General features: G+C 55.1%; 14 protein-coding genes. 8 read left to right on the forward strand and 6 right to left on the reverse strand.

Annotated features, from left to right (window positions below):
• Positions 1-368: 368 nt before the first annotated feature.
• A complete protein-coding gene (locus tag AD949_RS09300; RefSeq protein WP_048835761.1) occupies positions 369-569 on the reverse strand; it encodes a hypothetical protein in 201 nt (66 codons plus the stop codon).
• Positions 570-808: 239 nt separating this feature from the next.
• Between AD949_RS09300 and AD949_RS09305 the strand changes: the two genes are divergently transcribed.
• Positions 809-2,458 carry a carbohydrate porin gene (locus tag AD949_RS09305; RefSeq protein WP_244463358.1) on the forward strand — a complete coding sequence of 550 codons (1,650 nt, stop codon included), beginning with the start codon at positions 809-811 and terminating at the stop codon, positions 2,456-2,458.
• A gap of 34 nt (positions 2,459-2,492) precedes the next feature.
• Here the strand turns inward: AD949_RS09305 and AD949_RS09310 are convergent, their stop codons facing one another.
• Entirely contained in the window at positions 2,493-3,014 is a 522-nt protein-coding gene (locus tag AD949_RS09310) for a DUF721 domain-containing protein (protein WP_082064703.1), read from the reverse strand.
• 10 nt (positions 3,015-3,024) lie between these two features.
• On the opposite strand from AD949_RS09310, the gene mutY reads away from it, so the two are divergent.
• From mutY to AD949_RS09330, 4 genes are all read left to right on the forward strand, one after another.
• A complete protein-coding gene (gene mutY / locus AD949_RS09315) occupies positions 3,025-4,083 on the forward strand; it encodes an A/G-specific adenine glycosylase (RefSeq protein ID WP_048835760.1) in 1,059 nt (352 codons plus the stop codon).
• A gap of 8 nt (positions 4,084-4,091) precedes the next feature.
• Entirely contained in the window at positions 4,092-5,129 is a 1,038-nt protein-coding gene (gene hemH / locus AD949_RS09320; RefSeq protein WP_048835759.1) for a ferrochelatase, read from the forward strand.
• A gap of 330 nt (positions 5,130-5,459) precedes the next feature.
• A complete protein-coding gene (locus AD949_RS09325; RefSeq protein WP_048835758.1) occupies positions 5,460-6,911 on the forward strand; it encodes an alkaline phosphatase family protein in 1,452 nt (483 codons plus the stop codon).
• A gap of 18 nt (positions 6,912-6,929) precedes the next feature.
• A complete protein-coding gene (locus tag AD949_RS09330; protein ID WP_048835757.1) occupies positions 6,930-7,301 on the forward strand; it encodes a c-type cytochrome in 372 nt (123 codons plus the stop codon).
• A gap of 9 nt (positions 7,302-7,310) precedes the next feature.
• Here the strand turns inward: AD949_RS09330 and nth are convergent, their stop codons facing one another.
• A complete protein-coding gene (nth, locus tag AD949_RS09335) occupies positions 7,311-8,129 on the reverse strand; it encodes an endonuclease III (RefSeq protein ID WP_082064698.1) in 819 nt (272 codons plus the stop codon).
• 176 nt (positions 8,130-8,305) lie between these two features.
• Here nth and AD949_RS09340 point away from each other — a divergent pair, with 176 nt between their 5' ends.
• Together AD949_RS09340 and AD949_RS09345 are read left to right on the forward strand one after the other, a co-directional pair.
• Complete coding sequence (locus AD949_RS09340; protein WP_048835756.1) at positions 8,306-10,099, forward strand: ABC transporter ATP-binding protein; 1,794 nt, start codon at positions 8,306-8,308, stop codon at positions 10,097-10,099.
• A 342-nt stretch (positions 10,100-10,441) separates the two neighbouring features.
• On the forward strand, positions 10,442-13,099 hold the full coding sequence (locus AD949_RS09345) for a TonB-dependent receptor plug domain-containing protein (protein ID WP_244463357.1): 2,658 nt from the start codon (positions 10,442-10,444) through the stop codon (positions 13,097-13,099).
• A 202-nt stretch (positions 13,100-13,301) separates the two neighbouring features.
• On the opposite strand, the gene AD949_RS09350 is transcribed toward AD949_RS09345, so the two are convergent.
• Positions 13,302-14,948, reverse strand: coding sequence for a dihydroxyacetone kinase subunit DhaK (locus AD949_RS09350; protein ID WP_048835755.1), 1,647 nt, complete (start codon positions 14,946-14,948; stop codon positions 13,302-13,304).
• Positions 14,949-15,421: 473 nt separating this feature from the next.
• Positions 15,422-16,303, reverse strand: coding sequence for a LysR substrate-binding domain-containing protein (locus AD949_RS09355; RefSeq protein WP_048835754.1), 882 nt, complete (start codon positions 16,301-16,303; stop codon positions 15,422-15,424).
• A gap of 124 nt (positions 16,304-16,427) precedes the next feature.
• Between AD949_RS09355 and AD949_RS09360 the strand changes: the two genes are divergently transcribed.
• Positions 16,428-17,957, forward strand: coding sequence for a UxaA family hydrolase (locus AD949_RS09360; protein WP_048835753.1), 1,530 nt, complete (start codon positions 16,428-16,430; stop codon positions 17,955-17,957).
• Between the two features lie 351 nt (positions 17,958-18,308).
• On the opposite strand, the gene thiC is transcribed toward AD949_RS09360, so the two are convergent.
• The gene (gene thiC / locus AD949_RS09365) at positions 18,309-20,180 is read right to left on the reverse strand and encodes a phosphomethylpyrimidine synthase ThiC (protein ID WP_048835786.1); all 1,872 of its coding nucleotides are present in this window, start codon (positions 20,178-20,180) and stop codon (positions 18,309-18,311) included.
• Positions 20,181-20,544 lie beyond the last annotated feature (364 nt).

Raw genomic sequence — 20,544 nt, forward strand, 5'->3', positions numbered from 1 at the left:
TTTGCTTTGTGGTGAGGATAACGTTTCGGTGAGAGAGGGGGGCTTTACCATTATCTGCTCTCTTGGAACAAGTAGCCTATTTTGAGGGCTTATAAATTTATAACTATATGATAAACAATAATTTTATTTGAATATTTGGAAAATTCAGAAGGGTGGGAAACAGTCTTATCCATATAAAATAAATATGGACTATCCCTGTTTCATATATTGGACATTATCCGGGTTTCAGCGTTTTAAGAGCCTCATGCATAGCAACGAATGACAGCTAAAGTTTTTAGGAATGAACATGCCTTCTTCTCGCTGAGTTGTCTTACCTTTGCGTAAGGAGGCATAAGGGCGAGTAGGAGAGTATTGTCCTAATAATAGATTTATGGTTCACGGCTTTTAGAGATAGCCTTCCATGAATTTTTCCATGTGCGTTTCTCATCTTGATAGATAGTAAAATCTTGGCGTGCCTGTGCGGCTTCTTTGTGGGTATTTCCATACATTTTGAAAAATAACATATTTGTGTTGTAAGTTTTTGATATTTTTAAAAAGTTTTTATAAAAACATGCTATCGCACCTTCCATTCTTTACTGATGAAAGGTGCTGCGTTCTGGCTAAGGAATATTCTTGATATTTGATGATTTTCACAGAAAAATTTTCTGTTTTTTGTGAAAAAATGAATACAGAATTCGTCGCCCAGAACACCGATCTTGTTAGGTCATATCGGCATTTTTCCATCGGATAACTGAGTGCTTTCTGAGCAGAGTGCTCATACTTAACCTATGGTCATGTCATGTATCATAAACGTTGTGCAGGCTTTTTCATGCCTGAATGTTCATTGTCTTTATGGAGCGTTCTGTATGCGGGGTGCCTGCTAACAAGCCTTTCAGTTAGTGTTGCGCATGCCGATGGCACTGTTATGCAGCAGGACCAGAACAAGAAAACTGTTTATAAACCGTTTGTTTCTGCAAAAAAAAATCAGGGTGATTTGTCTCTTCCAGAGGCTAGTGTACTTGTGCGGCCCAAGGATTCTCCGCTTCCGGCAAGCGGTGTTCCCGTAGCCCCATGGCCCGGTCTGGCAACAATGGATGTTCCCAGTGTGGATGAATACCAAAGTGGCAAGACATTCCACAAAATGGAGCTGGATGCCCTGACAGGGAAAGAAGGAGTATCGTGGCTTCTGCCCTCGGAACTGGATGCCCAGCGCCGGACTGATATGGATGACCCCTATTATGTACCCACGGCCGGGAGCGGCCATCTGGTTCCACAAATTATGCCATTCCGGGAAAGATTACAGAAAAAAGGGTTTGTTTTCTCCTTTGCATATAAAGGAGAGGCCATGGCTAATATCCATGGCGGCATGCAGCGCGGTATGGATTACGTGCATGAACTGACCCTGCAAATGAATTTTGATCTGGGAAAAATGGCCGGGTGGAATGGCTGGTCTGTCCATACTTTGTTGATGAACCGCGCCGGGCGTGAGGTCTCGCATGATCGCGTGGGAGACTATTACGTAAATCTTATGGAAGTGTATGGGCTTTCCGGGCACGTTGTCGCGCATCTGGTCGATTTTTATGCGGAAAAGAAATTTCTTCAAAATCGCATGGATATCACATTCGGGCGTATGTCTCTGACGCATGTTTTTGCAACATCACCCCTGATCTGCTCCTTTATGGTGACATGCTCTGCCCCTGTGGCGCTCAAGGTCGATCCGGGCTTTGCTGTCTATCCCAAAGCAACATGGGGTAGCCGTGTACGCTTTCGCCCCACGCGGGATACGCTGGTGCAGTTGGGGGCTTATCAGGTCAGTCCTCTTTCGGGTAACCCGAGTGGCTGGGCATGGGGGAGTGAGAACACTACCGGCCTGATGTTGCCGGTGGAGTTTACATGGCAACCCTTCCTGACACGAAACCGTCTGCCCGGACATTATGTTTTTGGGTATGCGCATGATACGTCACGTTACCCGGACGTTCTGGGGGCGGCACCGGCAAACCGGGTGATTGCAACAGGGCGACTGCACAGCGCGCCAATGGATATGTTCTGGTTCGAGGGCGACCAGATGATTTACCGTAAAGGTGGCCGTAACCAGATGGCGGGCGGGTATCTTATGGCGGGGTATATTCATAACACGCCGCACGTGTCCTCCATTTCAGATGAGGCTTATGGCGGCCTTTCCTTCAATGGTGTCATTCCGTCTCGTGTTACAGACAGATTGGGTATTTTATATTCTTGGTATCATGTTAGTCACCGGAAAGAGCTGGGGCAGATCTATGCGCGGGATGCTGGGCTTTCTCTAGGAGCACAGGTTCTGGCCCCGCAGACAGACTCTCATGTGATTGAGGCTTATTACGCGATTGATACCGCGCCCGGTGTGCTCATACAGCCTGAGTTCCAATATATGATCCGCCCCGGAGAAACCTCTCGCAGGCCGGATGCTGCATTGGTCGGATTGAAAGTAATCTCTAACCTATAAAAATTTTTCAAAAAAGAAAATTCAGGAAAGGTTTTCAGCGTTTTCCCTTTTCCTGCGCAATGTGCGCGCCTAAGGATTCCAGAGCGTCGCGCAGCGGGCTGTCTTCCATCTCTGGTAAAGGGTAGGGGCGGGAGGGCGTTACTGGCTTACGGCGTCCCGTCAGGCGCTGTCCGGCGGCCGGGTCCTGCACAAAACGCAGGCGGGCCACCAGAGCCTGCCCGCACCATGTGTTGATCCGGGCAATGAGCGCATCGCTCAGGTGCTGAAGTTCCATGGCGACGGGCCCCGCGCAGGCAATGCTGAGTGTCCCGGCAGAAAGTTTGCGCGGAGTGGTAACGGCGGCATGGGCGGGGCCAACAATATCCCCCCAGTCCGTAAAAAGCTGCACTCCGGCGGGTGAGCGTTTTTTAAAAGCTGGGGCCGTCACGTTGGGTAGCAGGGCCGCCAGACTGCGGGCCGTCATGGCGCGGCGGGGCGGCTCAGGCGGCGCTTCCGCTTTTTTGGTAGAGGCAGTTTTGCGCCCGGTTGTCTTGCCGGGGGCACTCTCCTTCGTCATAACACTCTCCGTGAAAAAGCCATCCGCCCAACCCCTGCTTGACTGGTATGACAGACATCGCCGCACTCTGCCATGGCGCGCGGAGGTGGACCAGCAGGCTGATCCGTACCAAGTCTGGCTGAGCGAGATTATGCTCCAGCAGACAACGGTTAAAGCCGTTGGCCCCTATTATCAGCGTTTTCTGGAAAAATTTCCGACCGTTGAGGCACTAGCCGCGGCGGAGCGGGATGACGTGCTCTCCGCATGGGCCGGGCTGGGCTATTACTCCCGCGCCAGAAACCTCCATGCCTGCGCGCAGCAGGTCATGGCGCTGGGGGGCTTCCCGCAGGATGTTGCCGGGTTGCGCGCATTGCCGGGGGTCGGGGCTTATACCGCAGCGGCAGTGGCAGCCATTGCTTTCGGGGTGCCGGTCGTGCCGGTAGATGGCAATGTGGAGCGCATTACCGCCCGTCTGTTTGCGGTGGAAGAGCCTCTACCTGCCGCCCGCAAGAGACTGGCGGAACTGGCGGAAGGCCTGAATACGGAGAGAGCCGCACAGGCGCGTCCATCTGATTTTGCCCAAGCACTGTTTGATCTGGGGGCGTCCTTATGTTCCCCGCGCACCCCAGCCTGTAGCCTGTGCCCTTGGCGGGAGAACTGCGCGGCTTACAAGGCCGGAATTGCCGCCACCCTGCCGCGCAAGGCTCCCAAAGTGGCCCGCCCCGTGCGTTATGGCGCGCATTTTCTGGCAGTAGATGCGGCGGATCAGGTTCTGCTGCGTAAAAGGCCGGAAACCGGGCTGCTGGCAGCTATGACGGAACTGCCCGGCACGGACTGGCGTTCGGAGCCTTGGCCGGAGAGCGAGGCTGTCGCGCAGGCACCCTGCGCGGCGGACTGGCAGGTCTGTGGCGTGGTCCGGCATGTCTTTACGCATTTTACGCTTGAGGTCACGGTATACGCTGCGCGGGTGAAGCATTTTTCCAATCAGGCCGTGCAGTCGGGGTTTCTGGCACCGGTAGGGGGCGTTGGCGGGCTGTCATTGCCCTCCGTCATGCTCAAGTGCATAAAACTGGGGCTTAAAGCTCTGTAAGAGGTTCCATGGTCTTCCACCACATCCCTGCTCGCAAACATCCCGCTGGTGCCGTGCCGCCTGAAGGCCGTCCGGGTATTCTGCTGCTTAATCTGGGCACACCGGATGATACGGGTTATCGGGCCGTGCGGCGGTATCTGTCTGAGTTTCTGTCAGATAGGCGGGTAATTGAAGGCTCCCCAGTGCTCTGGCAGCCAATTTTGCAAGGGGTTGTGCTGACAGTCCGCCCCGGCAAGAGTGGCAAAGCGTATGAACGTATCTGGGATAAAGACAAGAACGAAAGCCCTCTGCGCGGCTATACACGCGGGCAGGCCGACGGGCTGCGGGCGCGGTTTGCAGCAGAGGATGTGCCGGTTGTCTGGGGGATGCGCTATGGCACACCGTCCGTTGCCGCAGGCGTGCAGGACCTGCTGGAACAGGGATGTGACCGTATTCTGGTCATGCCGCTTTACCCGCAATATAGCGCCACAACCACCGCCACGGCGAATGACCAGTTATTCCGGGCTTTAATGCAGTTACGGAACCAGCCCGCCCTCCGCACGCTCCCGGCCTTCCCGGATGATGCAACCTATATTGAGGCGCTGGCCAACTCTGTCCGCAAAACCATGGCGGAACTGGCAGCCCCCCCGCAAATGCTGGTCGCGTCCTTCCATGGTCTACCGCAGGAGTATGTGGATAAAGGGGATTCTTACCTCGCCGATTGCCAGAGAACGGTAAAAGCCTTGCGTGAAGCGGTAGGAATGGATGAGGCAACCCTGCCGCTCACCTTCCAGTCCCGTTTTGGCCCGACCAAATGGCTGGAGCCTTACACCGCGCCGTTTATTGCTGGCCTGCCGGAAAAAGGCGTTAAGCTTATTGCCGTGATCACGCCCGGTTTCATGACGGATTGTATTGAAACGCTGGATGAAATTGGCAATGAAGTCTGTGAGGATTTCATGAAAGCGGGCGGAGAAGAGTTCACCCTTATCCCCTGCCTGAATGACAGTGTGGAAGCGATTGACGTGCTGGAGCAGTTGGCGCGGCAGGAACTAGCCGGCTGGCTGTAACGATGCTTCATCCTGTTTTCGGGGGAGGAGGAATAGTATCCTTTTCCCCCATTATAAATAATAAGAGGATTTCTAAAACAGCGTTATTTTAGAAGATTAAAATAAAAATTATAGATTTTTGTGACACTTTTGTTGCATGCGGTCTCATCGGTTGCAAAATCTCATTAAGGGGTACACTGCGTAGCCTGAATGGATACAGACTTGGTTTGTATCTTATCCGCAAAACACACATTATTTTTGTGTCTCGTTATTGTTGCCGGTCATGATGCGCAGGCTTTTCTGCTGAAGAGATCGGCATGGATAGATGATAAATTCAGGACGTATCGTGCCATGTTTCGCTCAGGTTCCTCAACGCGCCGCCGCCTGATAACCGATGCCGCGCGTCTGGCCGCTTTTGCCTCCGCGGCTACTCTTATGCCGCCCAATGTGCGCAAACTCATGGCCCAAACGCCTAAACGAGCAGGTTCACTCAAAGATATTAAGCATGTCGTGCTGCTCATGCAGGAAAACCGGTCTTTTGATCATTATTTTGGCACGTTGGCCGGTGTGCGTGGGTTTAATGACCCGGACGCCCTGACACTTAAAAACGGTAAAAGCGTTTTTTACCAACCGGACCCAGACAATTACCATTCAGAGTATTTGTTGCCCTTCCATCTGGATACCAAAACAACCAACGCCCAGAAGCTGCCCTCTACCAGCCACGCATGGAACGTCCAGCATGCGGCATGGAATGGCGGCAGAATGGATCAATGGCTGCTGGCGCATCGGGTGGTTGATCGGGATAATGCCCCTTACGTCATGGGGTATTTCAAGCGTGAAGACATCCCTTTCCATTATGCTCTGGCAGACGCGTTTACAATTTGTGACGGCTACCACTGCTCGGTTCTTGGGCCCACGGGGCCTAACCGCCTGTATTACATGAGCGGCATGATCGACCCGGCTGGTACAGGCGGTGGTCCTATTACCAGCAACATCCAGCCCGAAGAGGGCTTTGGCTGGAAAACCTACCCGGAACGGCTGGAAGAAGCTGGAGTAAGCTGGCGGATTTACCAGTGCGGCAAACCGGGGCACGGTCGGCCGTTTAACCAGTTGCAGCATTTTCGGCAGTTTATGGATGCCCCGCGGAGTTCACCCCTTTACCGTAAAGGTGTGCCAGACCCCTCAGAAGGGGAGTTTGAATACGATGCCCTGCATGATCGTCTGCCAACGGTCTCTTGGTTGTGTCCTCCCGGTTGGGCGTGTGAACACCCGGATCATCTCCCAGCCGCAGGGGCCGAGTTTATCGCACAAAAACTCAACGCTCTGGCCGCCAACCCGGATGTTTGGGCAAAAACAGCCTTTATTTTGAACTATGATGAAAATGACGGCCTGTTTGACCATGTGCCGCCGCCTTTTGCTCCCCGTGGCACCGCCGGTGAATATGTTGAGGACTGGCCTATCGGGGCTGGTTTTCGTGTGCCCTGCCTTATCATTTCCCCTTGGACTGTGGGTGGCTGGGTGTGCAGTGAAACATTTGACCACACATCAACCATTCAGTTCATTGAGCAGATTACGGGCGTGCGGGAACCGAATATCAGCCAGTGGCGTCGGGACACGTTTGGTGACCTGACATCGGCTTTCCGGTTTGGTGCCGCTCCGGAAGCTGCCCCAACACTGCCACCTACAGCAGACCTGCTCAAACAAGCCGAATATGCAGCGCAACATTTTGATGATCCGGTTTTTCCCGACAAGCATCAGGTTGAACCGATGCAGGAACCCGGCACACGCAAGCGCATAGACTAGTTAAAGGGGAGCGAGGCCATGCACGCCATCACCTACGCCACGCGCGTTCTGGCGTTCTGTCTGCTCTCGGTCCTGCCTGTGCAGGGCTGGGGTGCAGAACAGACGGAGGGCGGCACCACTGCCCAACAGCAGGTGGCTCAGGGTATTGCCTTATACAAACAGCGTTGCGGGGTCTGTCATGATGTTCCCTCCCGCAGTCTGGATGATGCCCCACGCCTCGCAGGACGTGCCTTCGCGCATAAATGGCTGACACGACCCGAGGCGTTGTTCCTGAAAATCCGCTACGCGATGCCGCAAGACAATCCCGGCACCTTGAGTGATGAGAACGCCAAAGCGCTGGTCGCGGCCTTATCCAGCGGCCAGATTAGCGGGAAGGCTCCTGTAAAATAACGTCAGACCTTACAGTGCTTGACGCGGTAGTGTCTGACGTGGGGGCTTGATAACCGGCCGGTCAGTTTTTTCCGGATACAGGCAGGGCTCGCTGGCTGCACACCGCCAGCATTCCGGCTTGCGGGCTTTGCACACGTAACGGCCTTGCAGGATCAGCCAGTGGTGAGAATCGCGGATCATCTCCTGAGGGATGCGGCGTTCAAGGGCTGCCTCTACGGCTTCCACTGTCTTGCCTCTCCCCAGCCCCGTGCGGTTGGCAAGGCGGAATACGTGCGTATCCACCGGCACGGTTGGTTGATGAAAGGCCACATTCAGCACCACATTGGCTGTCTTGCGGCCTACCCCGGCCAGAGCTTCCAACTCTTCCCGCGTGCCGGGCACCGTTCCATTGTGGCGGTTCAGTAACTGGCGGGAGAGTTCCACCACATTTTTTGCCTTGTTGCGCCACAGGCCAATGGTGCGGATCAACTCACCCACCCCGTCCTCTCCCAAAGTCACCATGGCTGCTGGGTCGGGTGCTGCGGCAAACAGAGCCGGTGTGACGCGATTGACGGAGGCATCTGTTGCCTGCGCGGAGAGCACGACGGCAATCAGCAACGTAAAGGGCGTGCTGTAATGCAGTTCTGTTTCCGCATCTGGCCATGCGCGCTCTAGGTCAGTCAGAAACTGCCTGATTTCAGGCTGCGTCATGTCGCGCGGCGCTGTCGCCTTGCTCTCTGCTGCGGCAGACTTCTCGGGTGCTGCGGTTTTTGCGGTCTTGCGTTTAGCCGCAGGGGGTTTTGTAAGTTTTGTCTCTGCCTTGGCAGGGGAGCGTGTCGGTCTGGCCATGCGAAAACTCTACTCCGCGGAGGGGTGCCGCGTCCATCTTCGGGCAGCGTGAGCCGGAAAATCGCACAGTCCACAGCAAAGCCGGACTGTTTGCCAAAGACTGGCCCGCACGATACAGACAAGGACCGAGACCTCAGCCGGGGTCCGCCAGTTTTCCCTTTTTTCGGATTGTTCTGATGAGTACCTCCTCTTCCGATGCGGGTCGTGCCGTGCGGGGGCCAAGCCTGTTTGTGGATGTCCTGAAGTTTGTCATGCGGCGCTGGATGGACTTTCCGCGCCCGCTGGCCGCAACGCTCATTGGCGTTCTATTCGCGACTGTGCTGGATGTGCTCATGCCCGTTCTGGCCGGGCGTCTGGTGTCCGATGTGGCGCAGCCTGCCGAGCAATCCGGCCTGACGCGGGATGCGTTGTGGATGCTGGCGGGCATGGCGGCCTGCGGCGTAGGTAATGTGCTGGGCAAGCGCGCGGCGTATCTGGGCATTACGCATCTCACCACGCAGGTCATGCAGAAAATTATCGGGCAGGCCTTTGCGCATGTGCAAAAACTGTCCACGGACTGGCATGCCAATACGTTTGCAGGCTCTACCGTGCGGCGGCTGACACGCGGCATGTGGGCCGTGGATATGCTGGATGACACCTTATTGCTGATGCTCATCCCGGAAGCCTGCCTGCTGGTGCTCACGACGCTAGTGCTGGCATGGCACTGGCTGTTTATGGGCTTGCTGCTGGGTGTGTTGTCAGTGGTGTTTATTACCTGCTCCTGCTTGCTGACGCTGCGTTATGTCGCGCCGTCCTCCCGGCAGGCCAACCAGTGGGACAGCAAGATGGGGGCGGCGCTGGCGGATTCCATCACCTGCAATGCGGTCGTGAAGGCCTTTGGCGCGGAAGAGCGTGAAGAAGCGCGGCTGATGCAGGTGGTGTCTGAATGGAAAAAGCAGACCTGCCACACATGGACACGCGGTACCAACAGCGCCAGCATTCAGAACCTGATGGTCACGGGGATGCGCGTCATTCTCTCCGGCGCTGCGGTGTGGCTATGGCTGGATGGTCAAGCCGGACCGGGTGATCTGGCCTATGTGCTGACCATGACCTTTCTGGTGCAGGGCTACCTGCGCGACATTGGCCAGCAGGTTTCCGTGGTGCAGCGTTCCGTGAATGAAATGGAAGAACTGATTGAACTGTGGCGGACTGAACCCGGCGTGAAAGATCAGCCTGTGGTGCAGCCTTTTGCCATCCGCGCGGGGGAAATCCGGTTTGAACATGTCTCGTTCCAGTATCCCGGCCAGAACCGCCCTATTTTTACAGACCTCACCCTGACTATCGCACCCGGCAGTCGCGTTGGGCTGGTCGGGCCATCCGGCTCCGGTAAATCGACCTTTACCAAACTCTTGCAGCGGCTTTACCCGCTGAATGGTGGCCGGATTGTCATTGATGGCACGGACATCGCCACCGTCAGCCAGTCCCGCCTGCGGTCGGAAATCGCCATCGTGCAGCAGGAGCCGACCCTGTTCCATCGCAGTCTGGCAGACAATATTGCGTATGGTCGCCCGGAGGCCACGCAGGCGGATATTGAAGAAGCCGCCCGTCTGGCCAATGCGTCTGACTTCATTGCGCGTCTGCCTGATGGGTATCAGACGTTGGTGGGGGAACGGGGCGTGAAGCTCTCTGGCGGGGAACGCCAGCGCGTAGCTATCGCCCGCGCTTTTCTGGCGGATAATCCCGTTCTGGTGCTGGACGAGGCCACAGCCAGCCTTGATTCAGAATCCGAATCTCTGGTGCAGGACGCCATGCAACGGCTGATGGAAGGCCGCACGGTGATTGTCATTGCGCATCGTCTGGCCACGGTGGTTGATCTGGACCGTATTCTGGTGTTCGAGCACGGGCAGGTGGTGGAAGATGGCCCGCATGCCCAACTGGTGCAGAAACCGGATGGTCTGTATCGCAGGCTCTATAACCTCCAGTCTCTGTAGAAAATAAGGCGGTTTCAAAACGTCAGAGGTTCGGGCTGGCGAGGTGCTTTTGTGGCGGCACTGGTGTCTTTACGGCCACGAGGCTGTGGCATCGGGGCCAAAAGCCAAGCCTTTCAGGTGCTAAAAAGCACGCCGGACCCAATATAAAAACGATATCGAAACAATATCTTGCGGGTGTCTGAGCCAGAGCGGGGCGTCTCCTCTGCTCTGTTGCAGGATCACCACACATCCGTAACAATACGAAAAAAAACGCACCTTCCCTAATTGCGCATTTTTTGGAGTGTTATACATAAATAACACGAGATGTCTGCTTGTCAGGTATGGGTTGAGGAGCGTTCTGCTGTGCGCAAAAATTTTCCGTCCGATAGTCTTGTTCTTCAGGTCCATTCAGCGCAGGGACGCTCACTGGTTGGCAGTCGCGGCTTTTCCTTTGCATTGCTGGCAGCCACTCTGCTGTCCGGCGTTGCCGGAGGGCAGGCGCTTGCTGCGGAGGCACAGCATTCCGGTAAAGCCGTAAAACATACGGCCCGTGCTGTGGTGCCCCATAAGGCTGCCGGGCAGGCTGCGGCGCCTCCAGCCTCTGGCACGGTTTCTGTCGGGGCTGCTCATGGGTCCGCTTCCTCCTCACCGGCCACGCGTTCTGCCAATCTGCGCACCGTGCGTGGTGCAGTCGTCGCTCCCGGGCCCGTTGCGGCGGAAGGCGAAGAATCTGTGGTTGTAACCGGCACGCGTGAGGCCGGTGGCCGTAAGGCGCGGGAAAGTCTTTCTCCTATTGATGTTGTGTCCGCCAAACAGCTCAGCCAGACCGGGCAGCCCAATCTGCGCGAGGCTCTGGCCCAGCTTTTGCCATCCCTCACTATGCCGACCGGCGGGTTTGATAGCGGCGCGCTGACGGATTCCATCAGCCTGCGTGGCCTGAACCCGAATGAAACGCTGGTGCTGGTGGACGGGAAACGTCGCCACACCACAGCCAATATCTATGCTGACCCCGGCCCCCAGCAGGGCTCTACTGCTGTGGATATCGATATGATCCCCATGGCGGCCATTGACCATGTGGAAGTGCTGCGCGACGGGGCCTCCGCCCAGTACGGGTCAGACGCCGTGGCGGGTGTGGTGAACATTATCCTCAAAAAGCAGGATCATGGCTTTCATGCGGAATCCATCTCCGGCATCACCGCCGCCAAGGATGGTTTCCAGCAAGGCGTGTATCTGGATGGCGGCGCGAAGCTGGGCGACCGTGGCTTTGTGCATGTCAGTGGTGATTTTTATCACACGGATCATACCTTCCGCAGCGCGCCGGACGCTCGAACCGGCCAGAAGAACAACTATGTTCTGGGCCAGCCGGAACAGACGCGGGAAAGCGTTGCGATCAATGCCGGATATGACCTGACGAACAGCATCCAGCTTTACGCAACCGGGACTTATGCCCATCGCCATGCGGAATCTTTCCAGAATTTTCGTCTGGGCAGCTCTCTTGCAAAATATCCCGGTTATGCCGCCATTTATCCGTGGGGCTATTCCCCCGTGGAAACCAACGAAGAAAACGATTTTGGCATAACTGTTGGCGTTAAAGGGAAACTTATTGGCTGGAACTGGGATCTTTCCACAGTTTACGGGCGGGATTTTGACAGTATCGGGCTGAACAATTCTGCTAACCTCTCTCTTGAGAAAGATACCGGCCGCACTCCCACGCATTTTGATGTGCAGGGCTTTAACAACTCCCAGTGGAGCAACAATTTCGACCTGTCCCGCAAGTTCAAACTCTCGGGCTGGCCACATGCCATCAACGTCGCGGGTGGAGCGTCCTACCGGTATGAAAGCTATTCCATCGGCACCGGCAGCGCGGACTCCCTCTATGGCGGCGGGTCCGATGCTATGGCGGGCACCAACGCGGGCAACGCGGGCAATTTCAGTCGTGATGTTGTGGCCGGGTATGTGGATGTTTCCACAAATCTGACACGCCACTGGCAGCTGGATCTGGCTGGCCGCTACGAGCATTATACGGATGTAGGGGATACGGAAACCGGCAAGGTCTCCACGCGCTATGAGGTCTCCCCGCGTCTTGCCTTCCGCGCTACCATTTCCAGCGGTTTCCATGCGCCGACACTGGCGCAGGAGCATTACAGCGCGCTGGCTATTTCTCCCACGGCGGCGCGTGGCCTGATTGCCGTCAACTCACCCGGTGCGCTGGCCAATGGCGCGTCTCCCCTCAAGTCGGAACGCTCAACCAACGCCAGCGGCGGTATCGTCATGGAGCCGTTCCACAAACTGCATGTGACTGTTGATGTGTATCAGATCAACCTACGGGATCAGATCATGCCGGGCGGGCAGGTGTATGGTGATCAGGCGCGTAGTGCCCTTCAAATGAACGGCTTTAGCCTGCCGGATGGTTCGGGGGCATGGGCTCCGGCCTCTCTCTCTACCCACTGGTTTGCCAACGTCGCCAGTACCCGCACGCAGGGGCTGGATCTGACAGCCACTTACCCGACCCAGTTGGGTGACATTGGGCGTATTGACTGGGATGTGGCGATTAACCTCAACCGGACCCGCCTCTCGCATCAGGGGACGGACGCGCAGGGGAATCCGTTGATGAATGCGCAGAGCGTTGCGTATCTCACCACAGCGTATCCCCGGAGCAAGATGATTTTTGGCGGACGCTTTACAAGTGGCAAATGGACCGTAGGCGTGCATGAAATCCGGTACGGCCAGACCACCTCTCAATTGACCTATTACGGCGGTGCAGGGAACACCAACTCTCTGTCCAGCACACAGTTCAGAGAATTCCATAATACGCCAAAATTTATCACTAATCTGGAAGTTACCTATCGCGTGCATCCAAGACTGGCGCTGACACTCGGTGGGAACAACATGTTTGACGCACGCCCCAGCCGCGTGCCGGACAACAACCGTTACCTCGGTGCGCCGCAATATTACATGAGCACGTCCCAACTCGGGATGAATGGCGGATTTTACTACCTGCGGGGCGATGTCAATTTCTGATCGTGGTGTGTGTAAAGGCTTAAGAAACACCCCGGTTAAATCAGACACTATCCGGGCTCTGCTGCGGATATGTGTCTGAAGACCGTGCGCCGAATGGTCTGACGACGTTTCAGGTTGCAGTCATAAAAAACGCCTGTGTGCTTTGGAAAAATCCTCTGCACACAGGCATTTTTTATGATGATTCTGAAGAGGGTAAAAACGGTCAGTCCCTGCTGGCAAGGGCTTCAAACAGGCGGGCAATGGCTTCCGCGCCGGGGTCGGGCACGTTGGCCAGTTTTGCATCCGGCACATAGGAGGCGCGGCCCGCGTTGGCGTGTGTCATGCGCCCGGTGGCGTCAGCGCCTGCACGCGCAGCCTGAGCCGCCTCCGCCAGTGTGCCACGAGCAGCTAGAACCGTAAAAGCCGGGTGCAGGGCATCAATCATGGTGCGGTCACCGGGTTTGGCTCCTCCATGCTGCTGCATGGTGGTCAGGCCCTCCAGCAGAGCGGCGCTCCACGAACCTGTGCTGCGTCCGGCGGCGGAGAACATGATGGAGAGCAGCACACCGCTGGACCCACCCGCATGGCGGGCCAGAACGGCGCCAAAGGTGGCGAACAACTCCTGCGGGTTGGCCAGCGGCAGGCGGTCAACAGTTTTCAGAATTTCCTGAGCCCCTTCTGCAAAGGTTGACCCGGCATCTCCATCCCCAATCTGGGCATCCAGAGCGTTCAGGGCGTCCGCGTTGCTGATCAGGGTCTGAGCGGCGTGCCGGATCATCGCCTCAACCTCGGGTGCGCTGGAAGGCGGGAAGCGGAAGGTTTCCGGCAGGGCGGGCAGCGGGCGCACGGTGGGGGGCGCAAAGGGGGCTGCTCCCGGCCATGCAGCGGGTTCCACCGGCGCGTTCAGGGCAGCGCGGATCTCCTCGGTCAGCGGGATGGCGGTCAGGGAGAAGCCGTTCATGTCCAGCGCTGTCATCATCGGGGCTGGGCCGATGATCAGGTCCGTCATACCAGCCAGATCGGTTTTGGCAAATGCGTTGAGCAGCAGTGTCATTTCAAGAGGCGGCACGCTGCCGAGCATGTTGAGCAGAATCCCGTAGCGTTCATGCTTGCCAGAGGCGTTTTTGGCCGGGAGCGCCCGTGCCAGCGTGTCCGCTGCGAGTGCCATCAGGTCGTCCGCCTTTGCCAGCGCAATCTGCTGTGCGCCCGGTTCCCCGTGAATCCCAAGGCCCAGTTCGGCCTGTTCCGCTGTCAGGCGGGTTGCGTGGGCGGGGTCATAGGCGTTGCAGTCTGTCAGCGAGAGGCCGATGGAGGAAATTTGCGCGGCCGCAGCGCGGGCGCGTTCCGCAACACGAGCCAGAGGTTCACCCTGACTGGCGACATACCCGGCAACTTTATGCACGAGAAGCGTGCCCGCCAGACCGCGAGCAAAGCGGTTATCGGGCAGGGCAATATCATCCCCCACCACAACGGTTTCCACCTGATAGCCCATGCTGCGGGCCTGTTCGGCCGCTAGAGCAAAATTTAGACGGTCGCCCGTATAACTTTTAATCACCAGAAGGCAGCCGGCCTCGCCGGTTACGGCCAGAATACCTGCCAGAATGGCGTCCACACTGGGGGAGGCAAAAAGGGAGCCGGAAACGGCGGCATCCAGCATACCTGCGCCAACAAACCCGGCGTGCGTGGGTTCATGCCCAGCCCCACCGCCGGAAATAAGAGCGACATGCTCAGGATTACGGTCTTTTCGCAGCACAACGCGAATATCAGGGTATCCATCCAACCGACACAGATGCTGCCCCATGGAAGAGCGCAGCAGGCCATCCAGAGAGTCCGTGACAAGGGTTTCGCGAGTGTTGAAAAAACGCTTCATTAACTGTCTAGTCCTGTCATTGCGCTGAAAAGCTGATGTTATGCCAAATAATCATCAGCATAGGGTTAGCATGTTCCGGCTCAAAGAGCGCGCGTGTTCAATGATACATGCCTATTTTTATCTATCTGAACCAGCGCGATACGTAAGAGTCTATTGGGAAATTTTTTCTGATATGAGTCAAGCTCTGGATAGGGGCGCTAGGGCATCAAGACGCCTGATGTAAAAGCAAGAGATTGTGATACTGGAAAAAGGTCATCGGACGCACGCGCCAGAGTGCCGCTCAGATGGACGGGCCCCCAGATTGTCAACCTGACCCCGGCAGCGTCCAAAAAATCTAAGAGCGTCATCCTCCACGTGCCGGTTATTCCATGCAAACCGCAAGATCCGGTCGGGCACGCTCAAACCATAAACGACTATCAAGAAATCAAATATAGTCGGTCGCCCATGAGAGTGGCAAAACAGGCTTAAACACCTTATGCCATATGTATAACATTCTGTAGCCATTCTAGTAAAAGATGCACATTCTCATTCTTCACCTTCTCTTCTCGATAAACAATGTAATACCCGTATTCGGGGATGGCTTTAATAGGGGTGATGGGAACCAACTGTGAACTATGATCGAAGCGAGCGAGCAACGAGGCACGGACCAAGGTTACTCCCCGTCCTTCCTGAGCAGCCTGATACATCATAGAAAAATCACCAAAATATGGACCATCTATAGGCTCTGGCCATGATAAACCTGCGGCTACAAACCATGGTTTCCATGGCTCCAATGGACTTCTTAGTATGGTGCATCGGGCTAAGTCTTCTGCCGTGGAAAGATTATACGAGGTTATGAAATCTAGTGTTGCAGCAGGAAAAATATCTGATTTCGTAATCATAATGCTCTTCATGCCGGGATAATTCCCAGTTCCAAAGCGGATATAAATATCTGCCTCTTCTGCCGTGATATCCAGTCCAGAAGAGCTGAATTCAATGCTAATCTGAACTTCAGGGTGTTTCTGAGTGAAATGCTGTATTTCGGGCCATAAAACGAGACGAGCAAAAGAGGGTGGTGTGCTGATTGTCACATTAGTTTCGGGTGTCTGCGTCAAAAGAGGAAGTTTTACTTCCTCTAGGGCTGCAAGAGCGCGGCGTACAGCAGGAATATAAGCCTCCCCTGCCGAAGTAAGGACGAGTGACCGAGCATGCCTGTGAAAGAGAGGAAAGCCGGTCAGTTCTTCCAGAAGCCCGATACGATGACTGACGGCGCTTCGTGTCAGAAGTAATTCTTCTGCCGCTTTACTGAACGATTTATGCCTGACGGCACTTTCAAATGCGTAAAGTGTATGGAGCGGGGGAAGGCGGCGTTGCATCGGAGGCGTTTACCTTCGGTCTATGGGTGAAAAAACTTTGACAGATAGGTGCAACGATTTCAACCCAATGAATTTTAAATTGCTCTTATAAATCAAGAAAGAAATTTAAAAAGGTGTGAGAAAAATGTCTGAGAATACACGGATCATAAAATTAAATCCTGTGGACGAGGTTGCGATTGCTAAAGTGACCATTCCCTCTGGTAGCGTTCTAGAGGATGCAGGGGGAGTGCGTACGGTTACCGAGATACCCGGGGGACATAAAGTTGCTTTAAGAAAAATACAGAGCGGTGACCCTGTACACAAATATGGCCAGATAATAGGCTTTGCCACACAGGATATTGAGCCCGGTCAGCATGTACATGTTCAAAACCTCTCTATGGGACATGATTTTGAGCGTGATTATGCTTTTGGCAAAGGGGTGAAGCCGCCACTTGAGGTTAATGAACAGCTGACTTTTAACGGCTATTTACGCCCGGATGGTCGGGGAGCGACCCGGAACCTCATTGGTATTGTCAGCACGGTTAATTGTTCCGCGACGACAGTAAAGAAAATTGCTGAACATTTTGTTCGTTCAGATAGTCTTGACCGATATCCCAATATTGATGGGGTTGTTCCAGTTACTCATGGCTTTGGATGTTGCATCGATACTAAAGGGGAGGGTATTCAGCAACTCCGGCGGACAGTTGGCGGTTATGTGGTGCATCCAAATTTTGCGGCCGTCCTTGTTATTGGGCTGGGGTGCGAAGCAAACCAAATGGACGCTATATTCATGACGGAAAAAGTGAGCCCCGGTGCCCGCTTGATTCCTCTTGTCATGCAGGAAGAAGGCGGAACCCAGAATACTGTAGATGCTGGTATTGCTGCTATTGAAAAAATTCTTCCAGAAATTAACGATGTTAAACGTGAGAAGCTTCCCCTGTCACATCTTGTGCTTGCTTTACAGTGTGGTGGGTCAGATGGCTATTCCGGCATTACGGCCAATCCAGCACTTGGGCATGCGGTTGATCTGTTGGTTGCGCAGGGAGGGTCAGCGATTTTAACGGAAACGCCAGAAATTTATGGTGCGGAGCATCTGCTTACCCGCAGAGCTGTAAGGCGCGATATTGGTGAAAAACTGGTGGACATTATCCATGGGTGGGAGCGTTACGCAGAGCGTGAGCACGGGAGTATTGATAACAACCCCACGCCGGGAAACAAAAAGGGGGGGTTAACAACCATTTTGGAAAAATCTCTTGGTGCCGTAGCCAAAAGCGGCTCCACCGCGCTAAAGGGCGTTTACAAATACGCTGAGCCTGTTGATGCGCAGGGATTACTGTTTATGGATGCTCCGGGATACGATCCTATGGGGGCGACGGGGCAGATCGCCAGCGGTGCAACTCTTTTGGCTTTTACAACAGGACGAGGTTCTTGTTTTGGGTCACGGATTGCCCCGACAATCAAAATCGCCACCAATACTGATATGTATAATCGCATGCAGGATGATATGGATATTAACTGCGGTCGTATTTTGGATGGAAAGTCCAGTGTTACGGAAATGGGTGAAGATATTTTCCGCGCCATCATGCGTGTTGCCTCAGGTGAACAGAGTAAAAGTGAAGCCCTTAATGTTGGCAATGAGGAAATGGTCCCATGGATGATTGGTGCTCAGATGTAATGCCGTTTGTCGTTAAAATTCGTTATATAATTGATGGGTTTGTGATCTGATGTCAGTGAACTGATGTCTGCGGGCAGGATGCAGCGAATGTATCCTGTCTGTTCGAGTGGTAAGCGCAAAGGATTAGCACGAGTAAAGCTGTTCGTTGCCCGTCTCTCCAACGCGCCCACGCGATGCTTCTCTTTCAGGAGCCTAACAATCTGCTCCTGCGTAAAGCATGCTTTTCTTGACCGCCTGCCTTCAATAAGCCGAGCGGACTTCGGTTTGAGGATATTTTAGCGGGCAAGGTCAAGTTTTTGGAAAGATCAGGATCCCCCCACTGCATTTTTTGCAGCGGGGGGTAGGGAAACCTTATTCCGCAGGAACGTAGACTTTGCCGCCTGCTTTACGGAACTCTTCGTTTTTCTGCTCAATGCCTGCCATACGGGCGGCATCTTCTTTCAGATCTTGACTGATGCGCATGGAGCAGAATTTCGGGCCGCACATGGAGCAGAAATGCGCGGATTTATGCGCTTCCTTCGGCATTGTCTCGTCATGATACGCACAGGCCGTATCCGGATCGAGCGACAGGTTGAACTGATCCTGCCAGCGGAAGGAGAAGCGGGCGCGGCTCAGGGCATCATCCCGCGATTTTGCTGCCGGGTGTCCTTTTGCAAGATCGGCCGCATGGGCTGCAATACGGTAGGTAATGACGCCAGTTTTCACGTCATTCCGGTCTGGTAGGCCCAGATGCTCCTTGGGTGTCACATAGCAGAGCATGGCCGTGCCAAACCATCCGATCATGGCGGCACCAATGGCTGAGGTAATGTGGTCATACCCCGGTGCAATATCGGTTGTCAGCGGACCAAGCGTATAGAACGGGGCCTCGCCACAGTCCCGCAACTGCTTGTCCATATTCTCTTTGATCTTGTGCATGGGTACATGGCCCGGCCCTTCGATCATCACCTGACAGCCTTTGTTCCACGCAATTTTGGTCAGTTCACCCAGCGTTTCTAGTTCGGCAAACTGTGCCGCATCGTTCGCATCGGCGATGCTGCCGGGGCGGAGGCCATCGCCTAGAGAGAAAGAAACGTCATACTGGCGCATGATGTCGCAAATCTCTTCAAAATGCTCATACAGGAAGCTTTCCCGGTGGCCGTTCAGGCACCAGCTTGCCATGATGGAGCCGCCGCGAGACACAATGCCGGTCACGCGGTTGGCTGTCAGCGGCACATGCTGGAGGCGAACACCAGCGTGGATGGTGAAGTAGTCAACTCCCTGTTCGGCCTGTTCAATCAGCGTATCGCGGAAGACGTCCCAACTCAGTTTACTGACATCTCCCCCCACTTTTTCAAGTGCCTGATAAAGTGGCACGGTGCCGATGGGGGTGGGGGAATTGCGCAAAATCCAGTCCCGAATATTGTGGATGTTGCGACCTGTGGACAGGTCCATAACCGTATCCGCACCCCAGCGGATGGACCAGACCAGCTTTTCCACTTCTTCCGCAGCGGAGGATGTGACCGCTGAGTTACCGATATTAGCATTCACTTTCACAAGGAAATTGCGGCCAATAATAACAGGCTCAAGTTCCGGGTGATTGATGTTTGCCGGAATAATGGCCCGGCCACGGGCAATTTCTTCTCGCACAAATTCCGGTGTAACGAAGGACGGAATGGCGGCATCAAAAGAGTTGCCATCAGCAAGCCTTCCTGCGGCCTCTTCAGCAGCTTTCAGGCGGCCCAGATTTTCGCGGTGGGCCACATAAATCATCTCTTCTGTGATGATCCCGGCTTTTGCAAACTCATACTGCGTAACCGGCTGACCAGCCTGCCCCTGAAGCACGGTGTGCGGGGCGGGGCAGGGAGCAACAAGCTGTTCACCCTGCGCGCCCCCATTATCTTCCGGTTTGACCGCGCGCGGCGTGGCCTGCACCAGATTGCGTTTGGCAAGCCATTCCGCGCGGGGTTTGGTCAGGCCAGCGCGGACGTCAATCTGCGCGCCTTCATCCGTATATGGGCCGGATGTATCATAAACCCGCAGTGGCGGTTCATTGGCGGACGAGTCCAGCAGAATTTCGCGGAACGGCACGCGGATGTCAGGGCGCCCTTCCGGACTGGAATAGATTTTTCTGGAACCGCGAATAGGGCCGGTTGTCACTTGGCCGGGGGCCGGTGCGGCGGTGTTAGCGGGCTTCGGGTTGCCCGTAACAGCCTGTGTGGCTGTTGTAGTATCAGTTTGGGTCACAGCGTTCTCCTCTGCCCAGAGGAGGACAGAGGCCGGAAGCGGGACTGCTGCATGGGGCGCGTAATGCGGTCCTTCAGCGGCAGCATCTTCTGGCACCAGTCCCTCCGCCGGTATGATCCGGATCAGGTTCCCCACCAGAGGCAATATGCTTCTGGTGGCAGGGTCACCACGCGTCCTTGCGGGACAAAGTGGACTCTCAGTTCCTTGCCGGAACCCCCCTTGGTCTATGCGGATGAGCAGATAGCTATCAGGGCTGACCTGTCAAGAAAAAATAGGTCGAGGTGTGGTGTTGTGATGGGGCGTTGAGATGTGTCTGGCGCACTCCGGAAAAACTGTTTTGAAGACGAAAAGAAAGCGTTGAAAA

It is taken from the genome of Acetobacter orleanensis, from assembly GCF_001581005.1.
GTDB lineage: Bacteria > Pseudomonadota > Alphaproteobacteria > Acetobacterales > Acetobacteraceae > Acetobacter > Acetobacter orleanensis.

What these genes read in the sequence shown, in the direction of transcription:
- AD949_RS09300 (WP_048835761.1), bottom strand. Translation starts at nt 569, where the DNA reads ATGGAAGGTGCGATAGCATGTTTTTATAAAAACTTTTTAAAAATATCA.
- AD949_RS09305 (WP_244463358.1), top strand. Translation starts at nt 809, where the DNA reads ATGCCTGAATGTTCATTGTCTTTATGGAGCGTTCTGTATGCGGGGTGC.
- AD949_RS09310 (WP_082064703.1), bottom strand. Translation starts at nt 3,014, where the DNA reads ATGACGAAGGAGAGTGCCCCCGGCAAGACAACCGGGCGCAAAACTGCC.
- hemH (WP_048835759.1), top strand. Translation starts at nt 4,092, where the DNA reads ATGGTCTTCCACCACATCCCTGCTCGCAAACATCCCGCTGGTGCCGTG.
- AD949_RS09325 (WP_048835758.1), top strand. Translation starts at nt 5,460, where the DNA reads ATGTTTCGCTCAGGTTCCTCAACGCGCCGCCGCCTGATAACCGATGCC.
- AD949_RS09330 (WP_048835757.1), top strand. Translation starts at nt 6,930, where the DNA reads ATGCACGCCATCACCTACGCCACGCGCGTTCTGGCGTTCTGTCTGCTC.
- nth (WP_082064698.1), bottom strand. Translation starts at nt 8,129, where the DNA reads ATGGCCAGACCGACACGCTCCCCTGCCAAGGCAGAGACAAAACTTACA.
- AD949_RS09340 (WP_048835756.1), top strand. Translation starts at nt 8,306, where the DNA reads ATGAGTACCTCCTCTTCCGATGCGGGTCGTGCCGTGCGGGGGCCAAGC.
- AD949_RS09350 (WP_048835755.1), bottom strand. Translation starts at nt 14,948, where the DNA reads ATGAAGCGTTTTTTCAACACTCGCGAAACCCTTGTCACGGACTCTCTG.
- AD949_RS09355 (WP_048835754.1), bottom strand. Translation starts at nt 16,303, where the DNA reads ATGCAACGCCGCCTTCCCCCGCTCCATACACTTTACGCATTTGAAAGT.
- AD949_RS09360 (WP_048835753.1), top strand. Translation starts at nt 16,428, where the DNA reads ATGTCTGAGAATACACGGATCATAAAATTAAATCCTGTGGACGAGGTT.